The sequence below is a fragment of the Pseudomonas sp. GM25 genome (assembly GCF_000282255.1).
In the GTDB taxonomy this organism is placed as follows: Bacteria; Pseudomonadota; Gammaproteobacteria; order Pseudomonadales; family Pseudomonadaceae; genus Aquipseudomonas; species Aquipseudomonas aphyarum.
Map to the genome: position 1 here is coordinate 1 of NZ_AKJQ01000034.1, position 21417 is coordinate 21417.

At 60.5% G+C, this 21417-nt stretch carries 22 protein-coding genes; 9 read left to right on the forward strand and 13 right to left on the reverse strand.

From position 1 onward, the window contains the following. Positions 1-156: 156 nt before the first annotated feature. From cysN to PMI24_RS10325, 3 genes are all read right to left on the reverse strand, one after another. Positions 157-2055, reverse strand: coding sequence for a sulfate adenylyltransferase subunit CysN (gene cysN / locus PMI24_RS10315; protein WP_007953545.1), 1899 nt, complete (start codon positions 2053-2055; stop codon positions 157-159). Positions 2056-2064: 9 nt separating this feature from the next. Then, positions 2065-2982, reverse strand: a complete 918-nt coding sequence (cysD, locus tag PMI24_RS10320) for a sulfate adenylyltransferase subunit CysD (RefSeq protein WP_007953546.1) — start codon at positions 2980-2982, stop codon at positions 2065-2067. A gap of 148 nt (positions 2983-3130) precedes the next feature. Beyond that, positions 3131-3889 (reverse strand): Nif3-like dinuclear metal center hexameric protein, encoded by a 759-nt coding sequence (locus PMI24_RS10325; protein WP_007953547.1) that lies wholly within the window; start codon positions 3887-3889, stop codon positions 3131-3133. Positions 3890-3992: 103 nt separating this feature from the next. Here PMI24_RS10325 and algW point away from each other — a divergent pair, with 103 nt between their 5' ends. The 3 genes from algW to PMI24_RS10340 all read left to right on the forward strand — a co-directional run bounded on the left by algW (position 3993) and on the right by PMI24_RS10340 (position 8075). Next, positions 3993-5150, forward strand: coding sequence for a Do family serine endopeptidase AlgW (gene algW / locus PMI24_RS10330; protein ID WP_007953548.1), 1158 nt, complete (start codon positions 3993-3995; stop codon positions 5148-5150). Positions 5151-5237: 87 nt separating this feature from the next. Next, entirely contained in the window at positions 5238-7343 is a 2106-nt protein-coding gene (locus PMI24_RS10335) for a TonB-dependent siderophore receptor (RefSeq protein WP_007953549.1), read from the forward strand. Between the two features lie 12 nt (positions 7344-7355). Continuing rightward, positions 7356-8075, forward strand: coding sequence for a DUF4198 domain-containing protein (locus PMI24_RS10340; RefSeq protein ID WP_007953550.1), 720 nt, complete (start codon positions 7356-7358; stop codon positions 8073-8075). A 48-nt stretch (positions 8076-8123) separates the two neighbouring features. On the opposite strand, the gene hisC is transcribed toward PMI24_RS10340, so the two are convergent. The 10 genes from hisC to PMI24_RS10390 all read right to left on the reverse strand — a co-directional run bounded on the left by hisC (position 8124) and on the right by PMI24_RS10390 (position 16076). Beyond that, a complete protein-coding gene (gene hisC / locus PMI24_RS10345) occupies positions 8124-9176 on the reverse strand; it encodes a histidinol-phosphate transaminase (protein WP_007953551.1) in 1053 nt (350 codons plus the stop codon). Between the two features lie 2 nt (positions 9177-9178). Then, positions 9179-10504 carry a histidinol dehydrogenase gene (gene hisD, locus PMI24_RS10350; protein WP_007953552.1) on the reverse strand — a complete coding sequence of 442 codons (1326 nt, stop codon included), beginning with the start codon at positions 10502-10504 and terminating at the stop codon, positions 9179-9181. 125 nt (positions 10505-10629) lie between these two features. After that, on the reverse strand, positions 10630-11265 hold the full coding sequence (gene hisG, locus PMI24_RS10355; RefSeq protein WP_007953554.1) for an ATP phosphoribosyltransferase: 636 nt from the start codon (positions 11263-11265) through the stop codon (positions 10630-10632). A gap of 127 nt (positions 11266-11392) precedes the next feature. Next, positions 11393-12658 (reverse strand): UDP-N-acetylglucosamine 1-carboxyvinyltransferase, encoded by a 1266-nt coding sequence (murA, locus tag PMI24_RS10360; RefSeq protein ID WP_007953555.1) that lies wholly within the window; start codon positions 12656-12658, stop codon positions 11393-11395. 22 nt (positions 12659-12680) lie between these two features. Next, positions 12681-12920, reverse strand: a complete 240-nt coding sequence (locus tag PMI24_RS10365) for a BolA family protein (RefSeq protein WP_007953556.1) — start codon at positions 12918-12920, stop codon at positions 12681-12683. A gap of 115 nt (positions 12921-13035) precedes the next feature. Then, positions 13036-13341, reverse strand: coding sequence for an STAS domain-containing protein (locus PMI24_RS10370; RefSeq protein WP_007953557.1), 306 nt, complete (start codon positions 13339-13341; stop codon positions 13036-13038). Next, positions 13338-13988 (reverse strand): MlaC/ttg2D family ABC transporter substrate-binding protein, encoded by a 651-nt coding sequence (locus PMI24_RS10375; RefSeq protein ID WP_007953558.1) that lies wholly within the window; start codon positions 13986-13988, stop codon positions 13338-13340. Before PMI24_RS10375 ends, PMI24_RS10370 begins: the two co-directional genes overlap by 4 nt. 11 nt (positions 13989-13999) lie before the next feature. Next, entirely contained in the window at positions 14000-14467 is a 468-nt protein-coding gene (gene mlaD / locus PMI24_RS10380; RefSeq protein WP_007953559.1) for an outer membrane lipid asymmetry maintenance protein MlaD, read from the reverse strand. Next, a complete protein-coding gene (mlaE, locus tag PMI24_RS10385; protein WP_007953561.1) occupies positions 14467-15264 on the reverse strand; it encodes a lipid asymmetry maintenance ABC transporter permease subunit MlaE in 798 nt (265 codons plus the stop codon). The genes mlaD and mlaE overlap by 1 nt, the downstream gene beginning before the upstream one ends. After that, positions 15264-16076 (reverse strand): ATP-binding cassette domain-containing protein, encoded by an 813-nt coding sequence (locus tag PMI24_RS10390; RefSeq protein ID WP_007953564.1) that lies wholly within the window; start codon positions 16074-16076, stop codon positions 15264-15266. The genes mlaE and PMI24_RS10390 overlap by 1 nt, the downstream gene beginning before the upstream one ends. A gap of 276 nt (positions 16077-16352) precedes the next feature. On the opposite strand from PMI24_RS10390, the gene PMI24_RS10395 reads away from it, so the two are divergent. The 6 genes from PMI24_RS10395 (at position 16353) to PMI24_RS10420 (ending at position 21370) form a co-directional block, all read left to right on the forward strand. Further along, on the forward strand, positions 16353-17327 hold the full coding sequence (locus PMI24_RS10395) for a KpsF/GutQ family sugar-phosphate isomerase (protein ID WP_007953565.1): 975 nt from the start codon (positions 16353-16355) through the stop codon (positions 17325-17327). Next, positions 17328-17852, forward strand: coding sequence for a KdsC family phosphatase (locus tag PMI24_RS10400; RefSeq protein WP_007953567.1), 525 nt, complete (start codon positions 17328-17330; stop codon positions 17850-17852). Between the two features lie 8 nt (positions 17853-17860). Continuing rightward, complete coding sequence (gene lptC / locus PMI24_RS10405; RefSeq protein WP_007953568.1) at positions 17861-18433, forward strand: LPS export ABC transporter periplasmic protein LptC; 573 nt, start codon at positions 17861-17863, stop codon at positions 18431-18433. Further along, the gene (gene lptA / locus PMI24_RS10410; protein WP_007953570.1) at positions 18420-18965 is read left to right on the forward strand and encodes a lipopolysaccharide transport periplasmic protein LptA; all 546 of its coding nucleotides are present in this window, start codon (positions 18420-18422) and stop codon (positions 18963-18965) included. Before lptC ends, lptA begins: the two co-directional genes overlap by 14 nt. After that, the gene (gene lptB, locus PMI24_RS10415) at positions 18965-19690 is read left to right on the forward strand and encodes an LPS export ABC transporter ATP-binding protein (RefSeq protein WP_007953572.1); all 726 of its coding nucleotides are present in this window, start codon (positions 18965-18967) and stop codon (positions 19688-19690) included. The genes lptA and lptB overlap by 1 nt, the downstream gene beginning before the upstream one ends. A 186-nt stretch (positions 19691-19876) precedes the next feature. After that, the gene (locus PMI24_RS10420; protein ID WP_011332472.1) at positions 19877-21370 is read left to right on the forward strand and encodes an RNA polymerase factor sigma-54; all 1494 of its coding nucleotides are present in this window, start codon (positions 19877-19879) and stop codon (positions 21368-21370) included. The last annotated feature ends 47 nt before the right edge of the window (positions 21371-21417 follow it).

Consider the following 21417-nt stretch of genomic DNA (forward strand, 5'->3'; position numbering starts at 1 on the left):
GGGGCCCAGACCTTTGGTTACTTTGGGGCGTTTGCCAAAGTGACCCGCCGTAAGGGCGGAACCATAATCCGCAACACCCGAAAAAACGGATATTCACACAACAAAAAAACCCGCCGATGATCACTCACCGGCGGGCCTTTTATCAGCAGCTAACGCTTAAATCGCGCCACGCTTACGCAACAGCTCCAACACCTGCTTCACACTTTCATCCAGCGACAACGATTGAGTGTCGATCACAAGATCAGCATCCAGCGGCACGTCATACGGGAACGACTCACCCGGAATATTATCGCCACCCGCAGCATACAACCCTTGCGGATCACGCTCGGCACACACAGTCGGCGAAGCCTGAACATAAACCGTCAGCAAACGCTCCTTGCCAATCAGATCCTTCGCCTGCTCACGACCTTCAGCACTCGGCGCCACAAACGCCGCAAGCGTCAGCAGACCGGCTTCGTTGAACTGACGCGCCACATGCGCGGCACGACGCCAGTTCTCGGTGCGACCCGCGCGATCCTGCGGCAGCCCCTTGTTGAGGTCATGACGCAGATTCTGGCCATCAAGCACGAACACCGCACGCCCCAGATCGAACAGCTTGCGCTCGACCGCATACGCCAAGGTGCTCTTGCCCGCGCCGGACAGGCCGCTGAACAGCACGGTAGCCGGTTGCTGACCGAAACGCTGAGCGCGTTCTTCGGTCGCTACATGGGCCAGCTTGCCGTGGTGCGTAGCCGTACCATGGGTCACCGGCTGAGCGACGATCATGCCGGCGCCGACGGTGCCGTTGGTCAAACGGTCAATGACGATGAACGCGCCAGTGGTGCGGTTGCTTTCGTAACCGTCGAGGGCGATCGGCGCGTCGAGCGCGATCTTCACCTTGCCGATTTCGTTGAGCTGCAACGCGCTCGCCGGGCCTTCTTCGAGGGTGTTGACGTCGACCTTGTTGACGATGCTGGCAATGGAGCCCGGCACGTAACTGGTGGCGCGTTTGATGTCGTATTTCTTGCCCGGCAGCATCGGCTCTTCAGCCATCCACACCAGCATCGCTTCGAAGCTGTCGGTCACCGGCGGAACGTTGTCGGCGTGGACCAGCAGATCGCCACGGGAGATGTCGATTTCGTCTTCCATGGTCAGCGTTACCGCCTGACCCGGGCCTGCGTGTTCCAGCTCACCTTCGAAGGTGACGATGGATTTCACGCGGCTGCTCTTGCCTGACGGCAGGACCACGACTTCGTCGCCCTTCTTGACGATGCCGCTGGCCAGGGTGCCGGCGAAACCGCGGAAGTTCAGGTTCGGACGGTTGACGTACTGCACCGGGAAACGCAGATCGGTGAAGTTGCGGTCGCCCGCCACTTCCACGGTCTCGAGAATTTCCATCAGCGACTGGCCGGTGTACCACGGCGAGCGCTCGGACTTGTTCACCACGTTGTCGCCCTTCAGAGCGGACATCGGCACGAAGTGCATGCTCGTCGGCTTCATCTTCAAGCCTTCGGCGAACTTCAGGTAGTCGGCTTTGATCGACTCGAACACGCCCTGATCGAAGCCTTTGAGGTCCATCTTGTTGATAGCGACAACGATGTGCTTGATGCCCAGCAGGGATGCGATAAAGCTGTGGCGACGGGTCTGGGTTTGTACGCCGTAACGGGCGTCGACCAGGATGATCGCCAGGTCACAGGTGGACGCACCGGTGGCCATGTTGCGGGTGTACTGCTCATGGCCGGGGGTGTCGGCGATGATGAATTTGCGCTTGGCGGTGGAGAAATAGCGGTAGGCGACATCGATGGTGATGCCCTGCTCGCGCTCGGCCTGCAGGCCGTCGACCAGCAATGCCAGGTCGATGTCGTCACCGGTGGTGCCGACTTTCTTCGAATCGCGGGTGATGGCTTCGAGGTGATCTTCGTAGATCATCTTCGAGTCATGCAGCAGACGCCCGATCAGGGTGCTCTTGCCGTCATCGACGTTACCGCAGGTCAAAAAGCGCAGCAGCTCTTTACGTTCGTGCTGGCCCAGGTAGGCGAGGATGTCCTCGCTGATCAAATCAGATGCGTGCGACATGACAACCCCTTAGAAATAACCCTGACGTTTCTTGTCTTCCATCGAGCCTGCGCCATCGTGGTCGATGACCCGGCCCTGGCGCTCGGAAGTTCGCGTCAGGAGCATTTCCTGAATGATGTCCGTCAGGCTTTCGGCCTCGGACTCCACCGCGCCCGTCAACGGGTAGCAGCCAAGGGTACGGAAACGCACTTTCTTTTTGACGATGCGCGCCTTGTCCTCGTCGGACAGGTGCTCGAGGATGCGCTCGTCGTCGATCATGATCAGCGTGCCGTTCTTCTCGATCACTTCGCGCTCTGCCGCGAAGTACAGCGGTACGATCGGGATACCTTCGAGGTAGATGTACTGCCAGATGTCCAGCTCGGTCCAGTTCGACAACGGGAACACACGAATGGATTCGCCCTTGTTGACCTTGCCGTTGTAGACGTTCCACAGCTCCGGACGCTGGTTCTTCGGGTCCCAGCGGTGTTTGCTGTCACGGAACGAGTAGACGCGCTCCTTGGCGCGGGACTTCTCTTCATCGCGACGGGCACCGCCGAAAGCGGCGTCGAAACCATGCTTGTCGAGCGCCTGCTTCAGGCCCTCGGTCTTCATGATGTCGGTGTGCTTGGCGCTGCCGTGGGTGAACGGGTTGATGCCCTGCGCAACGCCATCCGGGTTGACGTGGGTGATCAGGTCCAGGCCAAGCTCTTCGACCATCTTGTCGCGGAACTTGTACATCTCCTGGAATTTCCAGCGGGTGTCGACGTGCATCACCGGAAACGGCAGTTTGCCCGGGAAGAACGCCTTGCGTGCCAGATGCAGCATCACGGCGGAGTCTTTACCGATGGAGTACAGCATCACCGGGTTGTCGAACTCGGCGGCCACCTCGCGGATGATGTGGATGCTTTCCGCCTCCAGCTGTTTCAGATGCGTCAGTTTGTCGACCATGGCTACTCACGAAAGCTTTCTTATGAACGGCCAGCGGGCCGTGTTCGAGCGAGGAATCCTAGCACAGCGACCTCTTCTAATCAGGACGCCAACTAGATCGAAAGGGTATATGAATATGCCCGCCCGTTCGGGTGCTTTCAGGGAAAAGTCAGATCGGATTCGGGCAGTCGATGAAGATGTGCTCGAGGGCAAAACGCTTCGCCAGATAGTCGCCCAGCGCCTGCACGCCGTAGCGCTCGGTGGCGTGGTGGCCGGCGGCGATGAAGCTGATGTCGTTTTCACGGGCGCTGTGGAACGTCTGCTCGGAGGCTTCGCCGCTGAGGAACAGATCGACACCGGCCGTGATGGCGTTGTCGATGTAACCCTGCCCGCCACCGGTGCACCAGCCGACCCGACGGATCATCGCGCTGCCTTCGACCAGCAGCGGCTCGCGGCCCATGACTTCCTGCACTTTGCGGGCGAAGTCACGCGGGGTCATCGGCTCGCTCAGCGAACCGACCAGACCGACGATCTTCAGGTTGTCCGGATCCAGCGGCCCTTCGACAGTGATGTCCAGCTGACGGGCCAGTTGCACGTTATTGCCGACATCCGGGTGCAGATCCAGCGGCAGGTGATAACCGAGCAGACTGATGTCGTGCTTGAGCAGCGTCTTCAGACGGCGCTGCTTCATGCCGGTAATGCACGGGTTCTCGCCCTTCCAGAAGTAGCCGTGATGTACGAGCACCAGATCGGCTTCGGCCTCGACGGCGGCATCGAGCAACGCCTGGCTGGCGGTGACGCCGCTGACGATGCGCATCACCTGCGGACGGCCTTCGACCTGCAGGCCGTTGGGGCAATAATCGGCAATTTTCGCACTGCCAAGGTAACGGTCGGCTTCTTCGACCAGGGTGCTCAGGGCGACGGCCATGAAAGACTCCTAAATATCCCGTTCAGAGGCACGCGCGGCCTCGTATAATGCGCGACATTATGGGCGGTCTGACCCCGCCTGCAACTTTTCCAGGACGTGCTTAATGCTCAAGGCGCTGCGTTTTTTCGGCTGGCCGCTGTTGGCCGGCGTGCTTATCGCTCTGTTGATTATTCAGCGTTACCCGCAGTGGGTCGGGCTTCCGAGCCTCGACGTCAACCTGCAACAGGCCCCGCAGACCACCAGCGTGCAGCAGGGGCCGGTGTCCTATGCCGACGCGGTGACCATCGCCGCGCCGTCGGTGGTGAACCTCTACACCACCAAAGTCATCAACAAGCCAAGCCATCCGCTGTTCGAAGACCCGCAGTTCCGTCGCTTCTTCGGTGACAACTCGCCGAAACAGAAACGCATGGAATCGAGCCTCGGCTCCGGCGTGATCATGAGCCCGGAAGGCTACATCCTGACCAACAACCACGTCACCAGCGGCGCCGACCAGATCGTCGTGGCGCTCAAGGACGGTCGCGAAACCCTGGCCCGGGTGATCGGCAGCGACCCGGAAACCGACCTCGCGGTCCTGAAGATCGACCTGAAAACCCTGCCGTCGATCACCGTCGGCCGTTCCGACAACATCCGCATCGGCGACGTCGCCCTGGCCATCGGCAACCCGTTCGGCGTCGGCCAGACCGTTACCATGGGCATCATCAGCGCCACCGGCCGCAACCAGCTGGGCCTGAACAACTACGAAGACTTCATCCAGACCGACGCGGCGATCAACCCGGGCAACTCCGGCGGTGCGCTGGTCGACGCCAACGGCAACCTCACCGGCATCAACACCGCGATCTTCTCCAAATCCGGCGGCTCGCAAGGCATCGGCTTCGCGATCCCGGTGAAACTGGCGATGGAAGTAATGAAGTCGATCATCGAGCACGGTCAGGTCATTCGCGGCTGGCTGGGCATTGAAGTGCAACCGCTGACCCAGGAACTGGCCGAGTCGTTTGGCCTGTCCGGGCGTCCGGGAATCGTGGTGGCGGGGATTTTCCGCGACGGCCCGGCGCAGAAGGCCGGCCTGCAACTGGGCGACGTGATCCTGAGCATCGACGGCGAACCGGCCGGTGATGGTCGCAAGTCGATGAACCAGGTGGCGCGAATCAAGCCGACCGACAAAGTCACGATTCAGGTGATGCGCAATGGCAAGGAGTTGAAGCTGACCGCTGAAATCGGCTTGCGTCCGCCGCCAGCGCCGGTGAAGGAAAAAGAAGAGTAAGACTTTGTTCGCGTCATTGGCGCGAATAACAGACATTCTCAACAGGCATGTTATATTGTTTCAATTAGCACATTGGAACAACATAACATGTCGTCTCGAAAAAAGGCCTCCCTCCTCGGCCTGACCCTTGGCCTGCTTGGCGATCCCGTGTTTGCCGATGAACCGCAAACGCTCGAACTCGACGCCATCAGCGTCACCTCCGATTACGAATCCCCTACTGGCCCGGTCAATGGCTACCGCGCCACGCGCTCGTCCAGCGCCACCAAAACCGACACCGCAATCCGCGATATTCCGCAGGCCATCAGCGTGGTGCCCGCCAGCGTACTCAAGGATCTGGGCAGCACCAGCGTCGAACGTGCGCTGGATTTCGCCGGTGGCGTGTCGAAGCAAAACAACTTCGGCGGCCTGACGCTTTACGAATACAGCGTGCGCGGCTTCACCACCTCCGAGTTTTACCAGGACGGCTTCAGCGCCAACCGTGGTTACCCGAGCACACCCGACGCCGCCAACATCGAGCGCATCGAAGTGCTCAAAGGACCGGCCGCCAGCCTGTACGGCCGAGGCGATCCGGGTGGCACGGTCAACATCGTCACCAAGAAACCGCAGCCCGAAGCGTTCACTACCCTGCAAACCAGTGCCGGCAGTTGGGATCGTTATCGCACCGCGCTGGACGTCAACACGCCGCTGGATGATCAGGGTGATGTGCTGTCGCGAATCAACCTCGCGGTCGAGGACAACAACAGCTTTCGCGATCACGTCGACAGCAAACGCGTCTTCGTCGCCCCCTCTTTCAGTTGGCAGTTGAACCCGGACACCAGCCTGCTGGTGGAGAGCGAATTCGTGCGTCATAGCTCGACTTTCGACCGCGGCATCGTTGCGCCAAACAATAAATGGAGCGGTGTCTCGCGCTCGACATTCCTGGGTGAGCCGAACGACGGCAACATCGACAACCACAACAACAGACTGCAAGCCACGCTTGAGCACCACCTCAACGATGCCTGGAAACTGCGCCTGGCCAGCCATTACAAGGAAGGCAAACTGTGGGGATTCGCCTCCGAAAACCGTCCTTTGAATGCCGATGGCCACACAATCAACCGCCGCTATCGCGAGCGCGATACCAACTGGCACGACAGCATCACCCAGCTGGAACTGCGCGGTCTGTTCGACGTCGGCACCTGGCAGCACGAACTGCTGATCGGCAGCGAGTACGAGAACTTCCGCAAGAACGAGCGCGTCACCACCATCGCCGGCGGACCTTACGCCATCGATATCTATAACCCGGTGTACGGCCAGTCCAAACCCAACGGCGCACGCTCCGGCACAGACTTCTTCGAACACGTCGAAAGCCATGCGCTGAACCTGCAGGATCAAGTTGTCTTCAGCGAAAAACTGCGCGGGATGATCGGAGCACGCTTCGAGCACTTTGAGCAAAACATCGATGACCACAGCCGCAACACCACCAGCCGCCAGACCCACGATGCGCTCACTCAACGTGCCGGCCTGCTCTATCAACTGACACCGGACACCGGCCTGTTCGCCAACGCCTCGACCTCATTCAAACCGAACAACGGCCTCGATGCGGCTGGCAAATCCTTCGATCCGGAGGAAGGTGTGGGTTACGAAATCGGCATCAAGAACGAGCTGTTCGACGACCGTTTAAGCAGCACCCTCGCCTTCTTCCATATCGACAAGGAAAACGTCCTCGCCCTAGACCCGGGCACCGACACCAGCCGCGCCATGGGCAAGGCCCGCAGCCGGGGTTTCGATCTGCAAGTCACCGGGCAAGTCACCGACGCCGTCAGGGTGATCGGCGCATTCGCCTGGATCGACGCCGAAGTCACCAAGGGTGATGCCGCGATTCCTGCCGGTAGCCGCATCCTCGGGGTGGCCAAACGCAGCGGCAGCCTGCTGGGTGTCTACGAGTTTCAGGACGGCCGCTTGCGCGGCTCGGATATCGGCGCGGCGTTCACCTACGTCGGTGACCGCTCAGGTGAGTCCGGCAGCGATTTCGAGCTGCCGGCCTATCACACCGTCGACCTGCTGGCCCATTACAAAGCCAGCGACACCGTCACTCTCGGCCTGAATCTGAACAACCTGTTCGACGAAAAGTATTACGAGCGCTCGTACAGCAACTACTGGGTCAACCCCGGCGAGCCGCGCAATTTCACGGTCAGCCTGACACTCAACCTGTAAAAGGACGCCACCATGCAATACGGCAAATCCCTGCTGCTCATCGCCGCGCTGTTCGCCACACACGCCTCGGCCCATGGTTTGTGGACCGAACAACGACGCGGCAATATCGAAGTCGTCTACGGGCACGGTGCCGAGGACAATGCGTTCAAACCGCAGAAAATCAGCGGGGCGTGGGCCTTTGACGCGAGCGGCAAGATGATTCCCGTCAGTGTGCAGCGCCTGGCGGATCACGCCCGCCTGCAACCGTTGAAACCGCCGGCGGTGTTGGCCGTGGCCCTGAACAACGGCATGTGGTCGCAAACCGCCGACAAGAAATGGATCAACGAGGGGCGCAGCAAAGTCCCGGGCGCCATCGAGTCGACCGAGACACTCAAGTACAGCCTGGCGATTTATCAGCCGGGAGCGAAGCTGCCCAAACTGGATCAGATCAAATTGCTGATTTTGCCGGAGGTCGATCCGCTGACCGTCGGGCCGGGGAAATCATTGCCGGTGCGTGTGTTGCTGGATGGCAAACCGGCCGCGGGCGTGAAGTTGATCGGTGACTACCGCAGCGCGCCGAATACCTTGAGCACTGAAACCGACAAGGAAGGCCGCGCGCAGGTGCTGGTGCGTAATGAGGGATTGAATGTGATTGCGGCGCAGGTGGAAGTGCCGGTGAAGGACAGTTCAGAAGTGAGCAGCAGAGGGTTGTTCAGTTCGTTGACGTTCCTGGGCGAACCGCATCACGAATAAACCAACGCTGATCCCTGCGGGACGAAACCCACAGGGATCAGTGTCGTTTCAGAGTTCGCCCAGACCGTCGATCAACGCCTGATTCTGCTCCGGCGTACCGATCGATATCCGCAGGAACTGGGCAATCCGCTCCTGCTTGAAGTGGCGCACGATCACACCCTGCTCACGCAGTTTGGCTGCCAGCCCTGCCGCATCGTGTTGCGGATGCCGGGCGAAGATGAAGTTCGCGGCCGACGGCAGCACTTCGAAGCCCTTGGCCTGCAACTGTGCAACCACCCACTCGCGACTCTCGATCACCAGTGCGCAGGTCTTGTCGAAGTACTCGCGATCTTCGAACGCCGCCGCCGCGCCGACATTCGCCATGCGATCGATCGGGTAGGAGTTGAAGCTGTTCTTGATCCGCTCCAGCGCCTCGATCAGGTCCGGATGGCCGACCGCCAGACCGACCCGCAGGCCCGCCAGCGAACGGGACTTGGACAGGGTCTGGGTCACCAGCAGGTTCGGATAACGGTCCACCAGGCTGATCGCCGTTTCGCCGCCGAAGTCGATGTAGGCCTCGTCGACCACCACCACCGAATCCGGGCTGGCCTTGAGGATCTGCTCGACCGCTTCCAGTGCCAGCAGGCAACCGGTCGGTGCGTTCGGGTTAGGGAAGATGATCCCGCCGTTCGGCTTGGCGTAGTCCGCCGGGTTGATCTGGAACTGCGCATCCAGCGGCACCGCATCGAAATCGATGCCGTAGAGGCCGCAGTAGACCGGATAGAAGCTGTAGCTGATGTCCGGGAACAGGATCGGCTGATCGTGTTGCAGCAGACCGTGGAAGATGTGCGCCAGCACTTCGTCCGAACCGTTGCCGAGGAACACTTGATTGTTTTGTACGCCGTAATACTTGGCGACGGCGTTCTTCAACAGGTCACTGTTCGGATCCGGGTACAGGCGCAGGTTGTCGTTGAGTTCGGTCTGCATCGCCGCCAGGGCTTTTGGCGACGGACCGTACGGGTTTTCGTTGGTGTTGAGTTTGACCAGACGGGTCAGCTTCGGCTGCTCGCCCGGCACGTACGGCACCAGATCCTTGACGAACGGGCTCCAGAATTTACTCATGTTCAGTTCCCCTTCACTTCGTCTTTGATGCGGTATTCGGCGCTGCGCGCGTGGGCGCTCAGCGATTCGCCACGGGCCAGGATCGATGCGGTCTTACCCAGCTCGGAAGCACCGGCCTCGGAGCAGAAGATGATCGACGAACGTTTCTGGAAGTCATACACGCCCAGCGGCGAAGAGAAACGCGCGGTGCCGGACGTCGGCAACACGTGGTTCGGACCTGCGCAGTAGTCGCCCAGCGCTTCGGAGGTGTGGCGGCCCATGAAGATCGCGCCGGCGTGGCGGATCTGCGGCAGCCAGGCCTGCGGGTCGGCGACCGACAGCTCAAGGTGTTCCGGCGCGATGCGGTTGGCGACTTCGATGGCCTGGGCCATGTCGCGCACGTGGATCAGGGCACCACGGCCGTTGATCGAGGTTTCGATGATGGTCGCGCGATCCATGGTCGGCAGCAGTTTGTCGATGCTCGCGGCGACCTTGTCGAGGAATTCGGCGTCCGGGCTGACCAGAATCGCCTGGGCGTCTTCGTCGTGTTCGGCCTGGGAGAACAGGTCCATGGCGATCCAGTCCGGATCGGTCTGGCCGTCGCACACCACGAGGATTTCCGACGGGCCGGCGATCATGTCGATGCCGACCTGACCGAATACGTGACGTTTGGCAGTGGCGACATAGATGTTGCCCGGGCCGACGACCTTGTCCACCTGCGGCACGCTTTCGGTGCCATAGGCCAATGCGGCAACGGCTTGTGCACCACCGATGGTGAAAACGCGGTCGACGCCGGCGATGCACGCCGCCGCCAGCACCAGCTCGTTGACTTCACCGCGCGGGGTCGGCACCACCATGACCACTTCGGTCACGCCGGCGACCTTGGCCGGAATCGCGTTCATCAACACCGACGACGGGTACGACGCCTTGCCGCCCGGCACGTACAGACCGGCGCGATCCAGTGGCGTGACTTTCTGGCCCAGCACCGTGCCATCGGCTTCGGTGTAACTCCAGGAGTCCTGCTTCTGTTTCTCGTGATAGCTGCGCACGCGGGCGGCGGCTTTTTCCAGCGCTTCGCGTTGTGGGACAGTGATGCGGGTCAGGGCCAGCTCCAGACGCTCGCGCGGCAGGATCAGGTCCGCCATCGAAGCGACTTCGAGGCCGTCGAATTTCTGGGTGAACTCGACCAGTGCCGCGTCACCGCGCTCGCGCACAGCCTTGATGATGTCCAGCACCCGCTGATTGACCGAGTCGTCAGACACACTTTCCCAGCTCAGCAGATGATCCAGATGATGCGCGAAATCCGGGTCAGCAGCGTTGAGTCGGCGAATTGCAGTCGGTGCGGTCATAGCGAGAGCCTCATAGGAATGGCAAAAACTCAGGCGCCCTAACTTAGCAGTCGTTTCCGCTTGGGCACCTGAGATTCTGGCTATGAGGCGGATAGACGGGCGCGACTTAACGTCGCGCAGGTACATCAGCCGCGGTGTCGAGACTCCACTGCCTTGCGCAGGGTGTCGATCAACGCCTGGATTCGGGCGTGTTGCATTTTCATCGAAGCCTTGTTGACCACCAGACGCGAGCTGATCGTGGCGATCAGTTCCTGGGGTTCCAGACCGTTGGCACGCAGGGTGTTACCGGTGTCGACCACGTCGATGATCTTGTCGGCCAGACCGATCAGCGGTGCCAGCTCCATCGAGCCATACAGCTTGATGATGTCGACCTGACGGCCCTGCTCGGCGTAGTAACGCTTGGCGACGTTGACGAATTTGGTGGCGACGCGCAGGCGGCCCTTGGGCTCGACCGCGCCGACCTTGCCGGCGGTCATCAGCTTGCACTGGGCAATCTGCAGATCCAGCGGCTCGTACAGGCCCTGGCCTGTGTATTCCATCAGCACGTCTTTACCGGCAACGCCGAGGTCAGCCGCGCCATGCTCGACATAGGTCGGCACGTCGGTGGCCCGCACGATCAACAGGCGAACGTCTTCCTGGGTCGTGGGGATGATCAGCTTGCGGCTCTTGTCCGGATTCTCGGTCGGCACGATGCCCGCTTCGGCGAGAAGCGGCAGGGTGTCGTCAAGGATGCGGCCCTTGGACAGTGCGATGGTCAACATGGGAAACGTCAGTCCTTATCAAGGTACTCATGTCCGGTCGCAATCGGCGCCGGACATACTTCGAGGGCGTTGCCACCCCCGATCAAAACGAATTCAACGGACACTTCCCTGTGTCCAGATGCAGCGATCAGCCCGGAACGCGACGGATCTTGGCGCCCAGCATCTGCAGTTTTTCCTCGATGCACTCGTAACCACGGTCGATGTGGTAGATGCGGTCGATCAGGGTATCGCCCTGTGCCACCAGCGCCGAAATCACCAGGCTCGCCGAAGCACGCAGGTCGGTTGCCATCACTGGCGCGCCCTTGAGTGTTTCGATGCCGGTCACGATGGCGGTGTTGCCTTCGACCTGGATGTGTGCGCCCATGCGGTGCAGTTCGTACACGTGCATGAAGCGGTTTTCGAAGATCGTCTCGATGACCGCGCCAGTGCCTTCGGCAATGGCGTTGAGCGAGATGAACTGCGCCTGCATGTCGGTCGGGAACGCCGGGTACGGCGCAGTGCGCACGTTGACCGCTTTCGGGCGTTTGCCGTGCATGTTCAGCTCGATCCAGTCCTCACCACAGGTGATTTCTGCGCCGGCTTCACGGAGTTTTTCCAGAACGGCTTCGAGAATGGTCGGATCGGTGTCCTTGACCTTCACACGGCCACCGGTAACCGCAGCGGCCACCAGGTAGGTGCCGGTTTCGATGCGGTCAGGCATGACTTTGTAGAAAGCCGAACCCAGACGCTCGACACCGTCGATGGTGATGGTGTCGGTGCCGGCACCGGACACCTTGGCGCCCATGGCGTTGAGGAAGTTCGCCAGGTCGACCACTTCAGGTTCGCGAGCGGCGTTCTGCAACACGCTGCGGCCCTTGGCCAGAGCGGCAGCCATCATGATGTTTTCGGTACCGGTCACGCTGACGGTATCGAAGAAGAAGTGCGCGCCGCGCAGGCCGCCTTCAGGGGCCTTGGCCTTGATGTAGCCGCCTTCGACGTCGATGACCGCGCCCATGGCTTCCAGGCCACGGATGTGCAGGTCGACCGGACGCGAACCGATGGCGCAACCGCCAGGCAGTGCGACTTCGGCTTCACCGAAACGCGCGACCATCGGGCCCAGCACCAGGATCGACGCACGCATGGTTTTCACCAGTTCGTACGGAGCGATCAGGGTCTTGATGGTGCGCGGGTCGATTTCGACGCTGAGCTTCTCGTCGATCACAGGCTCGATGCCCATGCGACCGAACAGCTCGATCATGGTGGTGATGTCGTGCAGGTGGGGCAGGTTGCCAACGGTAACCGGGCCATCGCACAGCAGGGTGGCGGCCAGGATCGGCAGGGCGGAGTTCTTCGCCCCGGAGATGCGGATCTCGCCATCAAGACGAGCGCCACCGGTAATAATCAATTTATCCATAAAAATCTCGACGCCCTAGGGCTCAGGTTCGCTCGGCCCAGGCCGCGCTGCTGAAAAATTTCATAGTGACCGCGTGGATGCTGCCATCGGCGATCCAAGGGTTCAAATGGGCATAGATGCTTTGCTGACGCTTGACCGGGCTCAACGCCGCCAGTTCATCACTAATCACGTTCAGCTGAAAGTTGCAGCCTTCGCCTTCAACTTCCACCTGCGTTCCTGGCAGCTTTCCTTCAAGGAAGCTCTTCACTTCTACGGCCTGCATGCTCAACCTCAATCGGCGCCCTGTGCGCACGGGTCGGACATCATACAAAAAAGCCCCGCGCCTGCGAACCCCGCTGCGCAGGACTCTGACGGGGGGCTTCTCTATAGATGCGGGTTCAGGGTTGCGCCAACAGCTCGGTCAGTTCGCTGACCTGAGCAATTTCGCGCATGTCTTCGGGCATCCCGCGGATGCTGACCGCCTTGCCGGCGGCCTTTGCATCGCGAATGAAGCACAGCAGCAACGACAGACCGACGCTGCTGGACTTCTCCACCGCCGAGCAATCGATCACCAATGCCGGGGCATTGCACGACTTGATCAGCGCCCGGCCCTGCTCGCGCAGATCAGGGCCGGTACGGTAATCCAGCACGCCACTGAGCTGCAGCTCGCTGGCTTCGTCCAGACGAATGGCCGACTCGGTCATTGGGCAGGCTTCTCGTTCTGCTCGGCCGACTGCTTGGCCTTGGCGACTTCACCGGCCCAGCCGTTGATGGTCTTGTCCAGGTCGTTGCCATTGCGCTGCATGGCGTCGGCGAACTGGTCACGGAACAGTTTGCCGATGTTGATGCCGTTGATGATCACGTTACGCAGTTTCCACTCACCGTTGATCTTCTCCAGGGTGTACGACACCGGATAGATCGCGCCGTTGTTGCCCTTGACGGTCATGCCGACGCTGGTGCGGTCGCCCGACTCATCCTTGGGCGCATCAACGGTGATGCCCTGGTTGTTGTACTCGAGCAGCGCATTGCCGTAGAACTGGAACAGGCCGCGCTTGAAGTTTTCCTCGAAGGTCTTCATCTGCGCCGGGGTTGCCTTGCGCGAATACTTGACCGTCATGATGCTCTTGGAAATACCCTCGGCATCCACGACCGGCCCGACGATGGTGTTCAACGCGGTGTAGAAGTCAGCCGGATCCTGCTTGTACTTCTCTTTGTTGGCAGCCAGATCAGCCAGCATCCGGTTGGTGGTGTCCTGAACCAGGTCATGCGCCGAAGGCGCCGCCACGGCATTGGCCACCAGCGGCAGTGCCGCAAGCAACACCAACAGGCCACGTCGCAAGGTAGAGATCATTCAAAAGCTCCTCATTTGGCGTCTTTGCTAACGGTATTGAGCAGGAATTTACCGATCAGGTCTTCCAGTACCAGAGACGACTGTGTGTCGTGGATGGTTCCACCATCCTTCAGGCGGGTGTCTTCCCCGCCCACGCTGATACCGATGTATTTCTCGCCCAGCAGACCCGCTGTCAGGATAGATGCTGTGGAGTCGGTCGGCAGGTTGTCGACGCTTTTATCCACTTGCAGGGTCACCCGACCGGTGAAGCTGTCGCGGTCCAGATCGATCGCGGTGACCTTGCCGATGGTCACACCCGCCATGGTCACTTTGGCTCTGACCGTCAAACCGGCGATATTGTCGAAATAGGCGTAAAGCTTGTAGGTATCGGTGGTCGAAGTCGGAGACAGGCCACTGACCCGCAGGGCGAGCAGCAACAAGGCCAGGATCCCTGCCAGCAGGAACAGGCCGACACCGATTTCCAGGGTGCGGTTTTGCATCAGAAATCTCCAAACATCAAAGCGGTCAGAATAAAGTCCAGGCCGAGTACTGCCAGCGAGGCGTAAACCACGGTCTTGGTGGTGGCACGGCTGATCCCCTCGGAAGTGGGTTCGCAGTCATAGCCTTGAAATACGGCGATCCAGGTGACGACAAAAGCGAATACTGCACTTTTGATGATGCCGTTGAGCACATCGTCACCGAAGCTCACGCTGTTCTGCATGTTCGACCAGTAGGAACCTTCGTAGACGCCCAGCCAGTCGACGGCGACCCACGAACCACCCCAGATGCCGACCACGCTGAAGATCATCGCCAGCACCGGCAGGGAAATGAAGCCGGCCCACAGACGCGGGGCAATGATGTACTTGAGCGGGTCGACCCCGATCATTTCCAGGCTGGACAACTGTTCGGTGGATTTCATGTTGCCGATTTCCGCCGTCAGCGCCGAACCTGCACGCCCGGCGAACAGCAGCGCAGTCACCACCGGCCCCAGCTCACGCAACAGGGTCAGTGCCACCATCTGGCCGACAGCCTGCTCCGAGCCATAGCTCGAAAGGATGTTGAAGCCCTGGAGCGCCAGCACCATGCCGATGAAGATCCCGGACACCACGATGATCACCAGCGACATCACGCCGACGGAATGCAGCTGCTTGACCAGCAGGCCAAAACCGCCGCCGATGCCACCACGCCCGAGCAAGGCATGAAACAGGAACAGGGTCGAGCGCCCGAACACTGCGACGCTGTCGATTCCGGCGAGACCGAAACGACGCACACGCTCCATTAATGTAATTCTGCGCATCAGCGGCGCTTCCCCAGAAGATCGGCGCGGTAATCCGGCGCTGGAAAGTGATACGGCACCGGGCCGTCGGGTTCACCGGTCATGAACTGGCGGATACGCGGATCGTCCGAGCTCATCAGTTCGTCCGGCGTGCCCTGCCCCAATACCTGGCCATCACCGACCACATAGATGTAGTCGGCGATGCTCGCGGTTTCGGCTAGGTCGTGGGAGACCACGATGCTGGTAATCCCCAGGGCATCGTTGAGCAGACGGATCAGGCGAACCAGAACGCCCATGGCGATCGGATCCTGGCCGACGAACGGTTCGTCGTACATGAGGATCTGCGGATCGAGGGCAATGGCCCGGGCCAGTGCGACACGGCGTTTCATGCCGCCGGAGAGCTCGTCGGGCATCAGTTCGATCGCACCGCGCAGCCCCACCGCCTGCAATTTGAGCAGCACGATGTCGCGGATCATCTCGTCCGGCAGGTCGGTATGAACGCGCAGCGGAAAGGCGACGTTCTCGAACACATCGAGATCGGTGAACAGCGCACCGCTCTGAAACAGTACGCCCATGTGCTTGCGCGCATCGAACAGATCGCTGCGCGACAGCTTCGGCAGGTTCTGGCCGTTGACCCAGACCTCGCCCTTGGATGGCCGCAACTGGGCGCCCATCAGGCGCAACAGCGTGGTCTTGCCACACCCGGAAGGCCCCATGATGCCGGTGACCTTGCCGCGCGGGATGCGGATATCGACGTTATTGAAAATGCTCCGCGCACCGCGCTTGAAGGAGACTCCCTTCAGCTCGACCGCGTAGGCGTTATCGGCACTCATCTAAACTCCTTGCGATGCAGCCTCTCACTCGGACGCCTGGCTTCCTGGAAGAAAGCCCCTACATCCCGGGCAGGCCGAACTGGCGGCGAACTATATCACTGCAAAGGGCAAGCGCCCAAGGCCTGCACCGGTCCGCATTCGGCGAGCTGAAGGGCTTGAAGCCTTATTTACAGAGTTTTGGTAACGAGGAATGACAAAGCACGACGAACTTGCGTGAGGCTTTTCAACATAACCGCTATAATCGCCGCCTTTTCATCGGGCTATACGATTTCTGACATGAGCCAAACCAGCGACCTGATTCAATCGGCACAACGCACCATCCGCCTCGAAGTGGAAGCCGTACAAGGCTTGTTGCCCCATATCGACGCCGATTTCGTACGCGCTTGCGAGATGATTCTGGCCAGCAAGGGCCGTGTTGTCGTAGTCGGCATGGGCAAGTCCGGGCACATCGGCAACAAGATTGCCGCGACCCTGGCCAGCACCGGCACCCCGGCGTTTTTCGTGCATCCGGCCGAGGCCAGCCACGGCGACATGGGTATGATCACCCGTGACGACGTGATTCTGGCCCTGTCGAACTCCGGTTCCACCAACGAAATCGTCACCCTGCTGCCACTGATCAAGCGCCTGGGCATCCAGCTGATCAGCGTCACCGGCAACCCGCAATCGCCGTTGGCCAAGGCCGCCGAGGTCAATCTCAACGTTCACGTCGAGCACGAAGCCTGCCCGCTGAACCTGGCACCGACCTCTTCGACCACCGCCGCGCTGGTCATGGGCGACGCTCTGGCCGTGGCGCTGCTGGAAGCGCGCGGTTTCACCGCCGAAGACTTCGCCTTTTCCCACCCGGGCGGCGCATTGGGCCGACGCCTGCTGCTGAAAGTGGAAAATGTCATGCACGCCGGCCAGGAACTGCCGCAGGTACAGCGCGGCACCCTGCTCAAGGACGCGTTGATGGAGATGACCCGCAAGGGTCTGGGCATGACCGTCATTCTTGAAGCGGACGGCAAACTGGCCGGAATCTTCACTGACGGCGACCTGCGCCGCACCCTGGATCGCAGCATCGATATCCACAGCGCCACCATCGACCAGGTGATGACCGTGCACGGCAAGACCGCCCGCGCCGAAATGCTCGCTGCCGAAGCCCTGAAAATCATGGAAGACCACCGAATCAACGCACTGGTTGTCGTGGATGAAGAAGATCGCCCGGTCGGCGCCTTCAACCTCTCCGACCTGCTGCGCGCAGGAGTGATGTAAATGAGCAACGATCTGCTGCAACGCGGCAAAGCCATCAAACTGGCGGTTTTCGACGTCGACGGCGTCCTCACCGACGGGCGCCTGTACTTCCTTGAAGACGGCAGCGAGTTCAAGACTTTCAATACACTCGATGGCCAGGGCATCAAGATGCTGATGAACGCCGGCGTCCAGACCGCCATCATCAGCGGTCGCAAGACCCCGGTGGTCGAGCGTCGGGCAAAAAACCTGGGGATCCCGCACCTGTTTCAGGGCCGCGAAGACAAACTCGTCGTTCTCGACGGCCTTCTGGAGCAACTGGGCCTAAGCTATGAACAAGTGGCTTACCTCGGTGACGACCTGCCGGATCTGCCGGTGATCCGCCGTGTGGGGCTGGGCATGGCCGTAGCCAACGCCGCCGCCTTTGTGCGCGAGCACGCTCATGGCGTGACCCAGGCCCGTGGCGGCGAAGGTGCCGCCCGAGAATTCTGCGAACTGATCCTGCGCGCCCAAGGCAGCCTCGACGCCGCCAACAACGCGTACCTGTGAGTCCAACCATGTTTAGCAAAAAGTTTCGCAACATCCTGCTGTTCGGTTGCATCGCAGCGATTTTCGGTGCGGTCGGCTACTGGAACATCAGCCCGGAACGCTTCCTCGACAAGCCTCCGGTTTCGGCAGAGGAAAGCCCGATCGACTGGTATGCGACCAATACCCACACGATCCAGTACCTCGAAGACGGCAAAGTGCAATACGAAATGACGTCCGACAAGGCTGAGCACGTCAAGGCGACCGACATTACACTGGTCACCAAACCCGATCTGAACATGTTCCGTGGCACCGATTTCCCATGGCACGTGACCAGCGAGCGCGGTGAAGTGAACTCCGGCGGCACCGAGGTCGAGCTGATCGACTCGGTACGCGTCAAGCGCACCGACGAAAAGAACCGCGACACCCTGATCACCTCCACTCGCATGACGGTGTTCCCGCAGCAGCAATATGCGCAGACCCAGCAACCCGTTAGAATCGACGGCGCTGGCGGTGTATCGACTGGCGTAGGAATGAAAGCGTATTTGAAGGAAAGCAGGATACACCTGCTATCGAACGTAAGAGGACAGTATGAGGCTCGTTAAAACCCTCCCTATTTTGCTCAGTCTGGGCGCAGCACTGGGAAGCGTGAGCGCCTGGGCTCTGCCGAACGATCAAGAGCAGCCAATCCGCATTCAGGCCGACGATGCCCAGCTGGACGACAAGAACGGCGTTGCCACCTACAAAGGCGACGTGATCATCACCCAGGGTTCGATGATCGTCAAAGGCAACACCGTGACCATGACCCGTGCGCCTAACGGCGACATCGACGTCGTGACTTCGGTGGGCAACCTCGCCTACTTCGAACAGTTGCAGACTGCTGGCGACACCAAACCCGTTCAGGGCTGGGGTGTGACCATTCAGTATCACGCGGCGCAAAACCGCGTTGTATTGATCGACAAGGCAAAAGTCGTCGACAAGGACAACAACACCACTCAGGGCGAGAAAATCGTCTATGACACGGTGAAGAAACTGGCCAGCGCCGGTCGAGCCACTGGCAGCAAGGTCACCGAAGCGCGTCCGCGCATCGACATGGTGATCCAGCCGAAGAAGAAAACCGACGAGAAAACCCAGTAATGGCAACTCTGAAAGCTCAGCACCTGGCCAAGGCCTATAAAAGCCGCCAGGTCGTGCGCGACGTCAGCCTGTCGATCGACAGCGGTCAGATCGTTGGCCTGCTCGGCCCGAACGGCGCCGGCAAGACCACCTGCTTCTACATGATCGTAGGCCTGGTCCAGGCCGATCAGGGTCGCGTACTGATCGACGACCTGGACGTCAGCCACCAGCCGATGCACGGTCGCGCCAAGGCCGGTATCGGCTATCTGCCGCAAGAAGCGTCGATCTTCCGCAAACTTTCGGTTGCCGACAACATCATGGCCATCCTCGAGACCCGTCAGGAGCTCGACAAGGCCGGCCGACGCAAGGAGCTGGAAAGCCTGCTGCAGGAATTCCACATCAGCCACATCCGCGACAACCTCGGCATGAGCCTGTCCGGTGGTGAGCGCCGCCGCGTGGAAATCGCCCGCGCACTGGCCACGGCACCGAAGTTCATCCTGCTCGACGAACCGTTCGCCGGTGTCGACCCGATCTCCGTGGGCGACATCAAGCAGATCATCCATCACCTCAAGGCCAAGGGCATCGGCGTACTGATCACCGACCACAACGTCCGTGAGACGCTGGATATCTGCGAAACCGCCTACATCGTCAACGACGGCCAGTTGATCGCCGAAGGCGACTCCGCGACCATCCTCGCCAACGATCTGGTGAAGGAAGTCTATCTGGGTCACGAGTTCCGCCTGTAAGCACGACGGCATTCGACCAGCCGTCCGGGTGCTGTAACGTTGAAGCGCCTTTTTATACGCTTTTATTGTTACAGCGCTCTAGGCAAACACGACAGTTTCAGGCATATAATTTGCTTAAGTTTGGCGCTCCGGCGCCCTGTAGTGGATGGCGCATAGCGCCGGCGAATAAGGTGTTAAGCCCCTGCCATGAAACCATCGCTAGTCTTGAGAATGGGCCAGCAGCTGACGATGACACCGCAGCTGCAACAGGCCATCCGCCTGCTCCAATTGTCGACCCTGGATCTGCAACAGGAAATCCAGGAGGCTCTGGAATCCAATCCGATGCTCGAACGCCAGGAAGACGGCGACGACTTCGACAACTCCGATCCCATGGCCGACAACGCCGAACAGAAGCCCAACACCGAGATCCAGGAACCCTCCTATCAGGAGACCGCGCCGACAGTCGATAACCTCGAAGACGGCGAATGGAACGAGCGAATCCCCAACGAACTGCCCGTCGACACCGCCTGGGAAGACGTCTACCAGACCAGCGCCAGCAGCCTGCCGAGCAGCGACGATGACGAGTGGGACTTCACCACCCGCACCTCCGCCGGCGAGAGCCTGCAAAGCCACCTGCTGTGGCAGTTGAACCTGGCACCGATGTCCGACACCGATCGCCTGATCGCCGTCACCCTGATCGATTGCATCAACAATCAGGGCTACCTCGACGAAACCCTCGAAGAAATCCTCGACGCCTTTGATCCGGAGCTCGACATCGAGCTGGACGAGATCGAAGCCGTCCTTCACCGCATTCAGCAATTCGAACCGGCCGGCATCGGCGCACGCAACCTGGGCGAATGCCTGCTGCTGCAATTGCGCCAGCTGTCGGCCAAGACCCCTTGGCTGGCCGAAGCCAAGCGTCTGGTCACCGATTACATTGACCTGCTCGGCAGCCGCGACTACAGCCAGCTGATGCGCCGCATGAAGCTAAAGGAAGACGAGCTGCGCCAGGTCATCGAGCTGGTGCAGAGCCTCAACCCGCGCCCCGGTTCGCAGATCGAATCCACCGAAGCCGAGTACGTGGTGCCTGACGTCATCGTGCGCAAGGACAACGAGCGCTGGCTGGTCGAGCTGAATCAGGAGTCGGTGCCGCGTCTGCGAGTCAACGCCCAGTACGCCGGTTTCGTGCGCCGTGCCGACACCAGTGCCGACAACACCTTCATGCGCAATCAGTTGCAGGAAGCCCGCTGGTTCATCAAGAGCCTGCAGAGCCGCAACGAAACCCTGATGAAAGTGGCCACCCAGATCGTCGAGCACCAGCGCGGCTTTCTGGAGTACGGCGACGAAGCCATGAAGCCGCTGGTGCTGCATGACATCGCTGAAGCCGTGGGCATGCACGAGTCGACGATTTCCCGCGTGACCACGCAAAAATTCATGCATACCCCACGGGGCATATATGAACTGAAATACTTTTTCTCCAGCCATGTGAGCACCTCCGAAGGCGGTGAATGCTCGTCCACGGCGATCCGCGCGATCATCAAGAAACTGGTTGCCGCGGAAAATCAGAAAAAGCCGTTGAGTGACAGCAAGATCGCTGGTTTACTGGAGGCACAAGGCATTCAGGTGGCTCGCCGCACCGTCGCCAAGTACCGCGAATCCCTCGGGATCGCGCCTTCGAGCGAACGCAAGCGGTTGATGTAAGCCACGTTACAGCGTTCCAGTGGCAGGCTCTTCGGCCTGCCGCTTTA